Here is a 12,864-nt window from a genome sequence, read left to right as displayed (position 1 = left end):
ATCATGTTGATCGGCTACCTGTGGGCGCGCGCGTCGTTCACGAAGCGAGCGTGATCTCGGCCAGCTCGCGCCAGTCCCTCCGCGCACCGTCATGGGTCGCCTCGGTGAACAGGGTTTCGCCGAGGCGATTCCGCGTGTCCGCGGCGATCCTGGAAGCGTCCGGCAGCGAACGATCCGGCGTGCCGCGCACGCTGTCGCTCGCCCCGAGCAGTCGCGCGGCCTGCTCGTACTGTCCCTGGCGCAGCGCGAGATCCGCGATCCCGATCAACAGCTCGGCGACCGCCGGTAGATACGCATGCTCCACAGTCATGCGGAACGCCTCGGTCCGGTGCGCGCGGGCCGTCTCGAGATCCTCGGTGAGGTAGCCGTACAGGTCCATGGTCTTGGCAAAGATGGAGCCGACCCTGTCCGAGTCGCCCAGCACCGCTTGCACCGTGGTCAGGTGCTCGTGTGCCTGTTCCTGCTCGCCGCGCCAGCGCGCCAGCACCGCCTTCGACAGCGCCAGCTCGGCAAGCGCGTCCGGCCACGCGATCCCGCCCGCGCACCGCTGCGCTTCTGCCATGGCGGACGTGCTGGATCGCTCATCGCCGAGCAGCCAGTACAGCTGAGCCTGCCGCGCCCGCAGGCCGATCACGTCCTCGGTCGCGCCTATCTCGGTCAGCGCCACGGCCGCCTCTTCGTAGTGCTCACACGCGCGCGTGAACTCGCCGCGCATGGCGAGCCGTTCGGCCAGGAAGGTCAGCGCCAACGAGATCCCCCACCGGTCACCCAGCGTGCGGAACTCGGCAAGGGCGATCTTGGCGTCGACGTCCACGTCGGTCTCGTCGCCGCCGAGCGTGAGCCGGAACCGGCCACGAGTGAGCCTGGCCTGCGCGCGCACCCATGGATCATCGTCGGTGATGAGCGGCTCCAACGCGGGCAGGAAGTCCGTCGGACCCTCCAGAATCCGCTCCAGCAGCCCGACGAACCCGAGCAGCGGGTGGTGATACCCGCTGCGCTGGGACAACCGGTACGCCTCCTGGATCCACTCCCGCGCCTGATACTGATCGCCGCCGACCCCGGAGCTCACGAAGATGGTCACGAGCAGGCACGCCAACGCCCGCACCTCATCGGGCACCTCACCGGGCAGCGAGACCGCCGCGATGCTCAACTCGGCGCCCTCGACCCTGTGCCTGCTGAAGTAGTACCAGCCCGCGGCCCCGACCAGCCGCGTCGCCTCCTCGGCCCATCCCTCGGCGATCGCCCCGCGCAGGGCCGCGCTGATGTTGTCGTGCTCGGGCTCGAGCGTGGACAGCCATTCCAGTTGCTCGGCCCGACGCAGGTGCGGATCGGCCGTCTCGGCCAGCTCGGTGAAGTACGCAAGGTGCGCCCGGCGCGCCTGCTCGGTCTCCCCGGCTTCGGCGAGCCGGTGCGCCGCGTACTCCCTGATGGTGTTGAGCATCCGGTAGCGCGGCGTGTCCTCGCCGTCGGCGAGCAGCAGCGACTTCTCCATCAACGCGGTGAGCACGTCGAACACCTGCTCCCCGGCGAACGCCTCGCCCCCGCACACCCGTTCGGCCGCCTCCAGGCTCGCCCCGCCGGAGAACACCGACAGCCGCCGCAGCACGCCACGTTCGGCCTCGGTCAACAGGTCCCAGCTGTAGTCCACGACCGCGCGCAGCGTCTTGTGCCGGGAAAGCGCCGTACGGCTGCCGCCGGTCAACAGACGGAAACGGTCATCGAGCCCGCGTGCCAGCTGATCGACGGACATGGTGCGCAGCCGTGCCGCGGCCAGCTCGATCGCCAGCGGCATCCCGTCGAGCGCCCGGCAGATCCGCGCCATGGTCGCCAAGGTGTGCGCGTCGGAGCCGATGTCCTTGCGCACCAGACCCGCGCGGTCCCGCAGCAGCCGCACCGCGGACGAGGACGCGACCTCGGAGGGGTCGGCTCCCTCGGCGGGCAGCGCGAGTGGCTCGACCCCCCACAGGACTTCCCCGAAGATACCGAGCGGTTCCCTGCTCGTGGCCAGGATCCGCAGCCTGCGGCACTCTCCCAGGAGCCGATCCGCGAAGGCCGCGGCCGCCTCGATCACGTGCTCGCAGTTGTCCAGGATCAGCAGGATCGTGCGCTCCCGGACCGCGGTGATGAGCCGATCCATCGGGTCCCCGGCCCGAGCGCCACCGAGCAATGCCTGGTCACGCAGGCCGATCGCGGTGAGAACGGCCTGCGCCAGCTCACCGCCTGCCCCCACCGAGGCCAGTTCGACCAGCCACGCCCCATCCGGCAGCTCGGCGAGCATCGTTCGCGCGGTCTCCGTGGCCAGCCGGGTCTTGCCCGAGCCGCCCGCCCCCGTCAAGGTGACCAGCCGGTGCTTGACGGCCAGTTCGGCGACCGCGGAGACGTCGTCATCCTTGCCGACGAAACTCGTCAGCTCGGCGCGCAGGTTCGTCCTGTGGTTCTCCGTTCGCCGGCCCAGCTCGCCGCGGAGCAACGCGGTGTGCAGCGCGGAGAGCTCGGCCGACGGATCGGCGCCCAGCTCCTCGGCGAGCCGCTCGCGCGTCCGCTGGTACAGGGTCAACGCCTCGTTCTCACGTCCCGCCTCGGCGAGCGCTCGCATCAAGGCCGCCACGAACCCCTCCCGCAGCGGGTACGTGGCAACCAGGTCGGTCAGCTCGGAGACCAACTCCGAGCCGTGGCCGAGGCGGATGTCGGCATCCACCCGGTCCCCGAGCGCGGCGACGTAGAGCTCGTTCAGACGCGCGACCGCGGAGTCGAACGCGTCGCTGCCTTGCAGCGCGATGTCCGCCATGGCCGTACCACGCCACAACGCCAAGGCCGGGCGCAGCAGATCCGCCCGCGCCGCAGGCTCGGCGGCACGGGCCTGACCGACCAGCTGCTCGAACCGGGACACGTCCACGGCATCAGCAGCCAGGGCCAGCCGGTACCCGCCGGAATCCGCCTCGATCACACCGGCCGGCAACACCCTGCGCAGCCTGGACACCAGCGCCTGCAAGGCGTTCACTTCGTCCGCGGGCGGCTCTTCCCCCCAGATCCAGTCCACCAGCCTCGCACGCGTGACGATCCGGCCGGGTTCGAGGGCGAGCGCCGCCAGCAGTGCGCGCAGCCGAATCCCGGGAACCTCCACCACGGCCCCGTCATGGTTCCGAACCTCGAACGGTCCGAGCAATCCGACTCGCATATCGGTAATTGTGCCGAACCGCGGCGACGACTACCGCCACCGCATGCAATCCGAAGGCGTTGTCGCAGGTCAGGCGAGCGTTTTGGGTCTTCGGCGACCCCTGCGGCAGCGGCGGATGCCCGCGGCCTGAGCCGCCGGCACCCGGGACCGGCCCGTAGTCTGCCTGCCGGACTGGTCGGTCAGCAGGTCAAACCTGGGCGCCTTGATCCCCGCTGCCGCAGCACTACGTCGTGCCGGTGCTGAACCTCCTGCGCTTCGGCCTCTTCGTGGGCCACCCGCTTGTGACGTTCTGAGCCGTCAGCCCCGGTGGGTGGACCAGGCTCAGGAGGACGCCGATCTGGGTGGGCGACAGCGGCATGCCGCTGAGCAGCTCTTTCATGGGGATCATGGGTCCACCCTGACGGAGATCACGACGCCGGGTCCAACACCGGAAAGGCCGGGATTAACGCGGATCTGTTGTTAATGTTGCCGCGTGGACCTGCATCCCCGGCTGCTCAGGGTGTTCGTGACCGTCGCCGAGGAGCTGCACTTCGGCCGCGCCGCCGCCCGCCTGTACGTGGCCCAGCAGGCGCTCAGCCGCGACGTGCGGCGGCTGGAGGAGCAACTCGGGCAGGCGCTGTTCACCAGGACCACCCGGCGGGTGGAGCTGACCCCTGCGGGAGCGCGGCTGCTGTCCGGGGCCAGGCGGCTGCTCGCGCTGCATGACGAGCTGGTCGCGGAGGTCTCCAGCGCCCGAGGGCCGCTGCTCGTGGACGTCAACATGCAGGGGCACGAACCGCCGCGGCCGCTGGTCAGGGCCAGGGAGCTGGCGCCGGGAGTGGAGATCCTCGCCCGCTTCCACGGCGGGCTGGCCTCCGGGGCCGCCGCCATGCGGGAGGGGCGTCTCGACGTGTCGTTCGGCCGCTTCGCCGGACTGCCCGCTTCCGTGCGCAAGGGGCTGGCCCAGGTGCCCGTACAGCTGGATCCGCTCGCCGTGCTGGTGTCCGAGGATCATCCGCTGGCCGCGCTGGAGGAGGTGCCGCTCGGCGTGCTGGCCGATTTCCCGCTGGACGCCATGGCGGGCAATCCCGCGACCACCGAGTGGACCGACCTGGGCGAGCGCCTGGCGGAGGAGTTCGGGCTCACCCTGGCCACGCCACACGCGCCACCGGTCGGATCCCACGAGATGGGCCTCTACCTGCAACGGCACCGAGAACCCGTGCTGGCCACGGCGAAGGTCGGCGGAATCCCCGGCGCCGTGGTGCGGCCGCTGGTCGATCCCGTGCCGCTCGCCCTGGAGAACCTCGTCTTCCCTGAGGGCCTGCGGCATCCAGGTCTGGACGCGCTGCTCCAGGCCGTGACGGAGATCCGAGGCGTGGAACTCTGGCTGCGTCGGCCTCCGCACTCCTGGCTGCCCGAGGCCGACGAGACGCTGCTGAAGCGGTCGAGACATGGTCGCGGGGATGGCGTCTCCGAGGCGGGCCCAGGTTCGGGACGGCGGTCGGCATGACCGAGGCGACCCGCAACGACGTGGACGGGCAGCGCGCCCGTCGATCACGCACCGCGTAGATCGTCCTGAAAAGCACGAAGGCCCGCTCCAGGTTTTCCCTGGTGGCGGGCCCTTTCCGGGGTGCCTAAGGTCAGTCCGCAGGGGCCAGCTCGACATGATGATCGTTGTAGGGGAAGAGGTCATCACCGTGATCGACGACGGTGCTGCACCGGTACCGGACAATCCCGATCTTCGACGCCGGGTCGAGGTCCTCGTCCGCCCACTGCTCGTTGTGCGAATCCAGGGCCTCGTCCACGTTGTAGTGCAATCGGCCGTCGACCAGGTAGTCGCGGCGGAAGTCAGTTCTCCACTGTGAGTTGCTCCCCCAACCGTGCGAGAGGTCGTGGGTGAATCGTGACCGGCGCCAGAAGGTCCAATACAGGCTGGAGCGATCGGCAACCCCCGCAACCAGATGCTGCGCCCCGGCGGTGGCAACCACCCCGGCCCGCGTCAGCAGCATCGATCCCATCATGTAACCGGGCCAGCGCTCCTCGGTGATCGAGGGTGGCTCATCGGGATCGTCGACCGGCCGTACCTCGACGACCTCGTGGAAGAACGGATGGAAGCCCCGCCTACCGATCCGGTCCGCACCCAGCGCCTCACAGAAGGCGGGATAGACGCCGACCGGTGGGTAAACCTCGTTCGGGCTCGCTGCCGGATCGTCCGGGGGATCCTGGTAGTTCAAGATGAGCAGGTCGAGGATGCGGTTCACGGCATACAACCGCACCAGTGGGCTGTATCCCCTCCTGGGCAGCTTCCCCAGAGGGATCAGGTGACTTTCGGGCTGGCCTGCCTCCCTCACCTCCGCCACGTGCCCCGGATGCTCATCCAGCCACCGCAGCAGCATGTCGCCCAGTCCGTCGCCCTCGTGGTCAAAGACGCCCTCGTACAGGGAACGCCAGTGGTGACCCGAATAGACATCGTCGTTCATGTGTCTCAGGGTCCCGTACGACGGCACTGTGCGGCACTCGCCGGGAGGATCGGCCCAGACGGCGGATTCAAGGGCCGCGCTTCCACTACCCGAACCATGCGCCCCAGTACTCCTAGCCACCCGATCCGGGCGCTCGACCGGTTGAATAGGCGTCTGACTACCGAATCAGATGGTTAACCTCGGGGGCGTTGCTGTAAAACGCTGCTGTATGACCACGAAAAAGGCCCTTCGGACTGAAGCCGAAGGGCCTTTGAGCTGGAGCGCGGCCGACAGGAGTCGAACCCGTAACCTTCTGATCCGTAGCCAGTTCGAGATCGTCCACCAGCGTCTACCGGTGTCAGAAAATGCCTGCTCACCGATGCCCTCGACATGATCGCTTTCTACGAACGTCCATCGGTATCCAGGGACGTTGTTAGCAACGTCGTTAGCAAGACCGGCCACCATCGGCGTCATCGTGATGCGCTCTCTCCAGCAGAGCGCGCAGGCGATGGACCTCGTTCCAGCAAACGCAGGACATCGGACCGCGCGCGCGATGAACGCCGCGTTCTCGTCCCAGCGATCGTCAGGATCTGCAATGTAGGGCTTCGGGAACTGCACCAAGGTGGCCGCCACCATCTCACTGTTATCCCACGCCGGCCAACGCTCACCTCGTCCAGTGTGTTATCCGTCGCTCGCCATGAGCACGAGACGTCACTGGAGTTGAGCATGTCGGGGACCGAAACAATGCACGGTCCAGCGACACGATCGTGAGTACGACATGACGTTTGTCTCACGAATCTTGGGTGCCCGCAGTCCGCCGTGTGCAGGGTTCGGACCCGTGCTGTCGTCCTCTTCTGCCGATGAGCGTGTGCCATATATGTCGCGGCGATGACGTCGGAAGGGCGGAGCGAGGCAAACGCACAGTCCTGGGCTAATCAGTAGCCGGGTTCGCCCCCAGAGGCCAGCCGGGCCGCTGCCTCGGCGGGAGCGTCGTCGTAGCCCGGCCGGGCCACGAGCACCGATTGGAAGAAGTGCCCCTGCGCCTCATCTGGGTCGTCATCGGCTGCGAACGGTCGCCACAACGCGAGGTATAACGCTCGCGCGGTGAACCCGTCATCGTCTTCGTTCGGCATGAGGTCGATGTGGCTTCGGAGCCGCTCCACGACCTCCAGCGCGGGCAAGCCAAAGATGTCGACGTCGCGGTATCGCACCACGTCGCGCTCGTGCGGACGCCACACCTCGATCGCATTGACCCGGTCCCGCGTCGGCCCCGCCCCGAAGCCCACACTGAACCCAAGCCCGCTCGTCAGGTGCACGGCCAGCTCACCGTAGGCGGTCGACTCCAGCGGACCTAACGTTTCGAGCGCCGCTCGTGCCTCGTCCGGCGTCATCCCGAGCCGCAGCGGACCGATCCCGTGCGGCGGGTCGAGCACTAACTCCATCCGCTGATCATTGCAGGCTCCCATCCGTGGAGAGAAACCGAACGAAGGTAGTGTCCATGCCCTGAAAGCGGCCCCTCTCAGCCGATGGTCATCCACTACCCTGACCCCGATTGATCGTTTCCGGGGGAAGGTGCCGTGATACAGGATCCTGCGGCGTATGTGCCCTCCCCGAAGGCGGTGTTGCTGCGCTTCGGTGCGGTTGTGGCCGCGTCCGGACCGGTGATCCTGACCACCTTCGGGGTAGGTAGGCAGAGCGTCGGCTGGTTCTGTTCCTCGGCGGCCCCCGCTTTCTCTTCGAGGGAAGGTCCGTATGCGCTGGCTGGTCCGTACGGGCTGGGTGTTTACGCGCCGGACGACCTGCCGGGAGAGCTGCTGTTCTGGGCCGTTCTCTTGCTGCCGATCGCCGTGGCCGTCCTTGTCCTGTACGGCTCACGCCGAGCCACGTTCACGGCCGTCGCCGCGATCGCCACAGTGCTCGCGTACGGGCTCGTCGTCGCGTTTCTCCTGCCGGGCCCCGATCCATGCACCGGGCGCGAACATGCGGTCGCACCGCCCTGGCTTCTGATCATCTCGTATCCGATGGCCGCAGGGGCGCTGCTTCTGGCGGCCCGATCACCCCTGCCCCGCAGGAAGTACGGGATGATCTTTTGGGCAGGCGCCGCCGTCGCGGCAGCATGGGCGGCCATGTTCCACCGCCTTCCGGCCACATACGACGTGTTCCTGAGCGCCGTCTACGTGGCCGAGGCGTCCTCCTGGGACGGCCTCACGTGGTGGTCCAGTGACGCTGACACGATCGGTCTGCCGGTCGTCATCGTTGCACTGGCGGCGGCCGCGACAGCCACCGCTCCAACCCTGTGGAAACGCACAACCGGCACCGCGGCCGCAGCGGCTCTTCTTCTCTTCGTACTGCTCGACATCGTGACGTACACCAGCCTGACGAGTGACCCCTTCGGGCTGCTTTTCGCCGATTCGGTGCGCTGGCGCCTGCTTCTCGCGGCCGTCCTCGTCGCCTCGGCCGCTTGGCACCCCCAGGTACGGCTCTCCTGGGCCGGCACCGTTCACCTGGCACGAAGCATAATCCGCGGACAGCTGAAAGGCCTGATCTCCAGCCGGACGAGGGATGTCGCCGTCGCGATCATGATCGTGGCCGGCGCCATCTGGCTGATCGTCTCGTCCTTCACGCCGAGCCGGTAGGAGCGCAACGACGCAGGTCCCGCGGCCCCGGAAGGGTATCTACGCCCAGAGCACTTCATTACGAGTGAGAACACGATCGTTCAAGGCTGTCTCGCGACCTGGATAGAGGTGTGTGCCGCAGCCTGGCGACATCATCGATAGACCGACAAGCGTCCGGATCTGCCGCCGACAGCGCGCTATGGGGTGACATGGTGAGCGGATCGAATCGGCGCCCGGACGTGCCGGTACGTTCGTTACGTCACAGAACCGTGCTGGTGAGATCAGAACCGGCGACCGTCATCAAACCACTGACTGGCCTGCTGGGCGGGGACATGGGTGCGTTCGGCCAGGTTGCGGAACACATCCCAAGCTTGTTCGCGATAGTTCGTATCGATCAAGCCGTACTCGGATTCGATCGCGTTGAGGTCGGCGACGAATCGACGCAGGACCCGTTCGGCGGCCTCCCTACCTTCGGGTGCCTCAGGCGCGATCGCCTCGGCTGCGCGCAGTGCGCGGGTGTAGGCCTCGCATGCGGCCGTTGCGAATGTCTCGGAGTCCTCCACCCAGTCCCGGAACGGGTTATCCATGTGGCCCGCCAGCCACGCCTCTGACTTGGCACCGCTGATCGTTACTTCGATCCCACTGTCTTCGAACCGCGTCTTGACCGCGGCTGCGGTTTTACGCCTGGTCCCTTGAAGCTCGATGCGGCGCAGCGACGGCGGTTCCGGCAGCTCGTCCGGATCCAGGCCGTAGGCATCGTCGAGCTGCAGTGACCGGAGGAGGTGGAGTGCGTGCAGCTCGTCCAGATCGGTGAAGGCACCGGGCGGATCGCCGAACGTGATCGTCAGCTCCTCCAGGTCGTTCAACCCGGCCAGGACTCTGGCGGACACCGTCCTCCCGACCCAGAGCCACAGTTTGGATATACCTCGCAGACCGTCCGGGATCACGACGTCTGGTCCGTACTGAAAGAGCCGCAGGTCCAGCCGATGGCCCGAATCGGGCGCGTCAACCTGCAGCGTTGCTGGCGGCCTCCGCAGGAGCAACGAGGTGACCGACGTTGGAAGGCGGACACTGCGTAGCCGGGCACCGTCCAGCCGCACCGTGCCAAGGCGGGTGGTGGTGAGGTCGATATCGCCGGAAGCCTCGTTCCAGTACAGGAATCGGATATTGGAGTGCGTGGCGAGCGCGTCGACGATGCCGCGCTCGGTGCCCGACCACTCAACGGTGATACACGCCGGAAGCTTGTCCAACTGCGACCAGTCGACAGGGCCCTCGGCGGGGGCGAGACTGCTGTCGCCTCCACCGAGGTTGAGCACACGTGTCGAGCTTGCGATCCGCCTCGGTCCGGCACCGAAATCCACTTCGACCTCTGGCACGCAACACACCGTACAGGGCGGCCTTGTCAGCTGAGTCCCGATTCGGATGACCCTCGCGTGTTCCAGGACGTCGACGTACTCGGCCAACATCCGCTCATGCCGCCGACCGTGCGCTATGGGGTGTCATGGTGAGCGGATCGAGTTGGCGCCCGGATGTGTCGATGTGCGTGCGAGTCAGGTCGATGAGGTCCCGGTATGCTCCGCCCATGGGGTCAGACGAGATCACGCCGCAGCTGTTTCCCAACCGTTTTGCGGATGCGGTCGGACCCAGTGCGGGCGGGCCTGCCCGCGATCGTTGCCAGTGCGTCGGCCACTCGGCCGCGACCCGGCCTGCGACCGTCTCCTTCCACGGGGACCGGCAGGACACCGAGGCGGCGGGCTGGCAGTATCTGCTTGCGCTGATCGACGAGGCGGTTGCGGATGGACGGACGGTATTCAAGCCGTTCGTGGATCTGAGCGCTCCCGAGCGGCGGCAGATTGTCACGCTACCGCCAGCGATCGCGAAGCTGACCGCCGTCAAACATCTGGTGCTCTACGGCACAAATCTGGTTCGCATCCCGCCCGAGATCGGGGCCATGACGAGCCTTGAGGTCTTCGAGCCCTACACCTCCCACAGACTGCATTGGTATCCGTACGAGCTGACCAGATGCGCCAAGTTGGCCGACAGCACGGTGAGCACGCGCGTCCTCTACGGCAATTTCAAGTTCCGGCCGCCGTTTCCGAAGCTGCGGCCGGTGACCGGCGTAGGAGAGGCAGACTTCGCAGCGCTCGACCCGGGCGTGTGGGGCGCCGACGCGGTGCGGACCTGCAGCATCTGCGACGGGCCGGTCCAAGGTGAGCTTCACCAGGTCTGGATCTCTCGCCCGGTCGGTACCGACGTGCTGCCTTTCCTGGTGAATGCATGTTCTGCGGCGTGTGCGGCGGCGCTGCCGAAGCCGCACCCCGCGTACTTTCCAACGCCGCACACCGGCGGTCCGGACATCGTGCAGCCGGCGGCCAGACGATGAGGTAGCGGGCGCATCGTCAGTCTCGACGACGGCACGATCCAGGTACTCCGTAACCAGCACAAGATGCAGGCCGCCGGCAAGCTGAAGGTCGGACCTGAGTGGCGAGGGGGAGGCGACTACGTATTCACCACTGGCCGGGACGAGCCAGTGCACCCAGACACCGTCAGCTCGCTCTTCCCGATTCTGATCAAGCGCCACAACGCGGCCCACCTGAACGCCCAGCTGCCGCACGCTCGGCTGCACGACCTCCGCCACATCCACGCGACCACGCTTCTCCTGGCTGGCGTGCCCGTCCACGTCGTCGCGGCCCGCCTCGGCCACGCCGACCCGTCGATCACGCTTCGCGTGTACGCGCACGTGATCCGTGCGGCGGAAGCGTCGGCGGCGGACGTCTTCGCCCAGGCGATCGGGGAGTAGTGGGAGCCACCCGGGAGCCACGCTGTTAGTAAGGGTGTTAGCAAGATCCCGAGATTGTCCTGACAAACACGAAGGCCCGCTCCAGGATTTCCCTGGTGGCGGGCCTTTCGACTGTGCGCGGCCGATAGGAGTCGAACCCGTAACCTTCTGATCCGTAGGGAAGGGCGGACGTCTCGTCAGCGCTCTTACGCCCAGGTGAAGTGGTGGATGCGGGCCGGTGCGGCGTGATCGCGTAAGACGGTGTTGCTGTACACAACTGCTGTACACCACTTCCATGGACGTGACCTCAGTCCTCGGAGATGATCTCCAAGGAATCGATCTCCAGGACCTTCGTGAACCTGACCCAGCCGTCATCCGCCGACCACCGGAACCCGCCACCAGAGTTCCACGTGCTCATGGCCCACACATCTGTCACCTCGGCGGGAAGACTTGGCGAGGCAGTCGGAAGCGGTGCGGAATCTCGCATCAGCAAGTCGGCCACCTTGAAGGGGCAGTGGTAAAGCCGGGGAACAGAACGAAGGCATGGCGGCGTGGCGCGCCGGACTTGGCGAGCTTGCGGAGGACATCCGCCTGTCCGGCCTCCCACAGCCAGTCGCCCACCCACTGAGCCAAGGTATCTCCAGTATCGGCGACGAACCCGCCCGCTTTGTCGGGTGGCAGCTCGATGGTGAAGTACACGCTCCCAGGGAAATCGGTGCCGCTCTGGCCAGCACCAACGATGCCCAGCTTGAAGGCTTGCGCGAAGGTCGGGTCGCTGCTGTCCCACCGCGAGAATTCCCGGATCCCCCGCTGTTCCCAGTCGGCAAGCAGCGCGGGAAGCGCCTGGAGAAGAGGCTTCACACGTGTCAACGGCTGGAGTCTCAGGAACCATCCGCCAGCAAGACTGGAGTAGATACGGCGCCCCTGACCATTCACGAGCTTCCACAGCTCGATGGAGTCGCCGTCAGCTGCCGCGCTGACCTCCACCGCTCCCCGGAGAGCTCCGTCCTGAGAGAACAGATTGAGGTCGTGCATGCCCGATTCTGAACCATCGTCATGTTGACGCACATTAATCCCAGGCAGCGCCGCCTGGATACATGCGAAAACCCATCTTTCCTCGGGGCGAAGCTTTCCCATGACGGCCATTATCAAGCATGAAGGCATCTATTATCGCTGATATTCGCCCGCACAGGCACACTACGTAACCGAGCTAGGCTTCTGGCGTGATCTCACGGTGATCTTCGACGTCGACAAAATGATCCGACTTTTGATCGGTGAGGGCAATATTTCTGAGGGTGCCGCTACGCCACTCCTAGTTCCTTGCGTACATACTGCAGGTACACGTCGAAGGCTGCGTCGACGAGTGCAGGATCTGCCACGCCATCACTTGCAATCCATTCTTTCAGCTGATCCATTGCCTTACAGGCTGCCTGATAGGTAGCTTGCTGGGCAAAGACCTGAACAACCGTCAGGAGATTGGGCAGGTCCCCGTAGATGCGGTAGTCATGATCGGATGGCCGCTCACCGTGATAGTCGGAGTCTGCCACTCGCTCTCGAAGTCGATCGAAGGCTTGTGCAAAGTCGATGTGTGCCACCTTCCGTTGATCGAAGTATCGTGCTTGCTTTTCTCGGCTGCGCTGCAGGAAATGAACAAGGATGGTCCCGACAATGCTTCCGACGATCGCCAGTGCCCCGCCCAGCACGACGTTTTGCACGATTGCCTCGCTTCGTGATCGGTGATGTTCCGGAAACTTCTCCTCTAGACGAGTAAGTCCGATCTCCGGTCAGTGGTCGTAGGCGGTCAGTGACCGGGTGATCGGGGCGTTGGTTGCGTGGTTGTGCCAGATCGCGGCG

At 66.4% G+C, this 12,864-nt stretch carries 12 protein-coding genes; 4 read left to right on the top strand and 8 right to left on the bottom strand.

The annotated features are described in order from the left end of the window. Nucleotides 1–37: 37 nt before the first annotated feature. Both ACWDRB_RS51230 and ACWDRB_RS51225 read right to left on the bottom strand, forming a co-directional pair. Entirely contained in the window at nucleotides 38–3,178 is a 3,141-nt protein-coding gene (locus ACWDRB_RS51230; RefSeq protein WP_449907518.1) for a BTAD domain-containing putative transcriptional regulator, read from the bottom strand. 223 nt (nucleotides 3,179–3,401) lie between these two features. Continuing rightward, the gene (locus ACWDRB_RS51225; protein ID WP_449907516.1) at nucleotides 3,402–3,566 is read right to left on the bottom strand and encodes a hypothetical protein; all 165 of its coding nucleotides are present in this window, start codon (nucleotides 3,564–3,566) and stop codon (nucleotides 3,402–3,404) included. An 84-nt stretch (nucleotides 3,567–3,650) separates the two neighbouring features. Here ACWDRB_RS51225 and ACWDRB_RS51220 point away from each other — a divergent pair, with 84 nt between their 5' ends. Beyond that, on the top strand, nucleotides 3,651–4,667 hold the full coding sequence (locus tag ACWDRB_RS51220) for a LysR family transcriptional regulator (RefSeq protein WP_449907514.1): 1,017 nt from the start codon (nucleotides 3,651–3,653) through the stop codon (nucleotides 4,665–4,667). A gap of 130 nt (nucleotides 4,668–4,797) precedes the next feature. On the opposite strand, the gene ACWDRB_RS51215 is transcribed toward ACWDRB_RS51220, so the two are convergent. The 3 genes from ACWDRB_RS51215 to ACWDRB_RS51205 all read right to left on the bottom strand — a co-directional run bounded on the left by ACWDRB_RS51215 (nucleotide 4,798) and on the right by ACWDRB_RS51205 (nucleotide 7,058). After that, a complete protein-coding gene (locus ACWDRB_RS51215) occupies nucleotides 4,798–5,637 on the bottom strand; it encodes a hypothetical protein (RefSeq protein ID WP_449907512.1) in 840 nt (279 codons plus the stop codon). A 165-nt stretch (nucleotides 5,638–5,802) separates the two neighbouring features. Beyond that, nucleotides 5,803–6,252 (bottom strand): hypothetical protein, encoded by a 450-nt coding sequence (locus tag ACWDRB_RS51210; RefSeq protein WP_449907510.1) that lies wholly within the window; start codon nucleotides 6,250–6,252, stop codon nucleotides 5,803–5,805. 299 nt (nucleotides 6,253–6,551) lie between these two features. Then, nucleotides 6,552–7,058, bottom strand: coding sequence for a hypothetical protein (locus tag ACWDRB_RS51205; RefSeq protein WP_449907508.1), 507 nt, complete (start codon nucleotides 7,056–7,058; stop codon nucleotides 6,552–6,554). 135 nt (nucleotides 7,059–7,193) lie between these two features. On the opposite strand from ACWDRB_RS51205, the gene ACWDRB_RS51200 reads away from it, so the two are divergent. Further along, nucleotides 7,194–8,252: a hypothetical protein gene (locus ACWDRB_RS51200; protein WP_449907506.1), complete on the top strand. Its 1,059-nt coding sequence runs from the start codon at nucleotides 7,194–7,196 to the stop codon at nucleotides 8,250–8,252. A gap of 260 nt (nucleotides 8,253–8,512) precedes the next feature. Here ACWDRB_RS51200 and ACWDRB_RS51195 read toward each other — a convergent pair whose 3' ends face one another. Beyond that, nucleotides 8,513–9,607: a hypothetical protein gene (locus ACWDRB_RS51195; protein ID WP_449907504.1), complete on the bottom strand. Its 1,095-nt coding sequence runs from the start codon at nucleotides 9,605–9,607 to the stop codon at nucleotides 8,513–8,515. Between the two features lie 206 nt (nucleotides 9,608–9,813). Between ACWDRB_RS51195 and ACWDRB_RS51190 the strand changes: the two genes are divergently transcribed. Beyond that, nucleotides 9,814–10,614, top strand: a complete 801-nt coding sequence (locus tag ACWDRB_RS51190) for a hypothetical protein (protein ID WP_449907502.1) — start codon at nucleotides 9,814–9,816, stop codon at nucleotides 10,612–10,614. 63 nt (nucleotides 10,615–10,677) lie between these two features. Beyond that, nucleotides 10,678–11,031 (top strand): tyrosine-type recombinase/integrase, encoded by a 354-nt coding sequence (locus tag ACWDRB_RS51185; protein ID WP_449907500.1) that lies wholly within the window; start codon nucleotides 10,678–10,680, stop codon nucleotides 11,029–11,031. Nucleotides 11,032–11,496: 465 nt separating this feature from the next. On the opposite strand, the gene ACWDRB_RS51180 is transcribed toward ACWDRB_RS51185, so the two are convergent. Both ACWDRB_RS51180 and ACWDRB_RS51175 read right to left on the bottom strand, forming a co-directional pair. Continuing rightward, nucleotides 11,497–12,147, bottom strand: coding sequence for a hypothetical protein (locus ACWDRB_RS51180; RefSeq protein ID WP_449907498.1), 651 nt, complete (start codon nucleotides 12,145–12,147; stop codon nucleotides 11,497–11,499). Nucleotides 12,148–12,311: 164 nt separating this feature from the next. Then, on the bottom strand, nucleotides 12,312–12,725 hold the full coding sequence (locus ACWDRB_RS51175; RefSeq protein ID WP_449907497.1) for a hypothetical protein: 414 nt from the start codon (nucleotides 12,723–12,725) through the stop codon (nucleotides 12,312–12,314). Nucleotides 12,726–12,864 lie beyond the last annotated feature (139 nt).

The sequence above is a fragment of the Nonomuraea sp. NPDC003707 genome (assembly GCF_053587055.1).
The sequence above is the reverse complement of the archived record's forward strand: the minus strand, read 5'-3'. Positions and strand labels throughout refer to the sequence as shown.

What these genes read in the sequence shown, in the direction of transcription:
- ACWDRB_RS51225 (WP_449907516.1), bottom strand. Translation starts at nt 3,566, where the DNA reads ATGATCCCCATGAAAGAGCTGCTCAGCGGCATGCCGCTGTCGCCCACC.
- ACWDRB_RS51210 (WP_449907510.1), bottom strand. Translation starts at nt 6,252, where the DNA reads ATGGTGGCGGCCACCTTGGTGCAGTTCCCGAAGCCCTACATTGCAGAT.
- ACWDRB_RS51230 (WP_449907518.1), bottom strand. Translation starts at nt 3,178, where the DNA reads ATGCGAGTCGGATTGCTCGGACCGTTCGAGGTTCGGAACCATGACGGG.
- ACWDRB_RS51180 (WP_449907498.1), bottom strand. Translation starts at nt 12,147, where the DNA reads ATGGGAAAGCTTCGCCCCGAGGAAAGATGGGTTTTCGCATGTATCCAG.
- ACWDRB_RS51185 (WP_449907500.1), top strand. Translation starts at nt 10,678, where the DNA reads ATGCAGGCCGCCGGCAAGCTGAAGGTCGGACCTGAGTGGCGAGGGGGA.
- ACWDRB_RS51215 (WP_449907512.1), bottom strand. Translation starts at nt 5,637, where the DNA reads ATGAACGACGATGTCTATTCGGGTCACCACTGGCGTTCCCTGTACGAG.
- ACWDRB_RS51190 (WP_449907502.1), top strand. Translation starts at nt 9,814, where the DNA reads ATGGGGTCAGACGAGATCACGCCGCAGCTGTTTCCCAACCGTTTTGCG.
- ACWDRB_RS51205 (WP_449907508.1), bottom strand. Translation starts at nt 7,058, where the DNA reads ATGGAGTTAGTGCTCGACCCGCCGCACGGGATCGGTCCGCTGCGGCTC.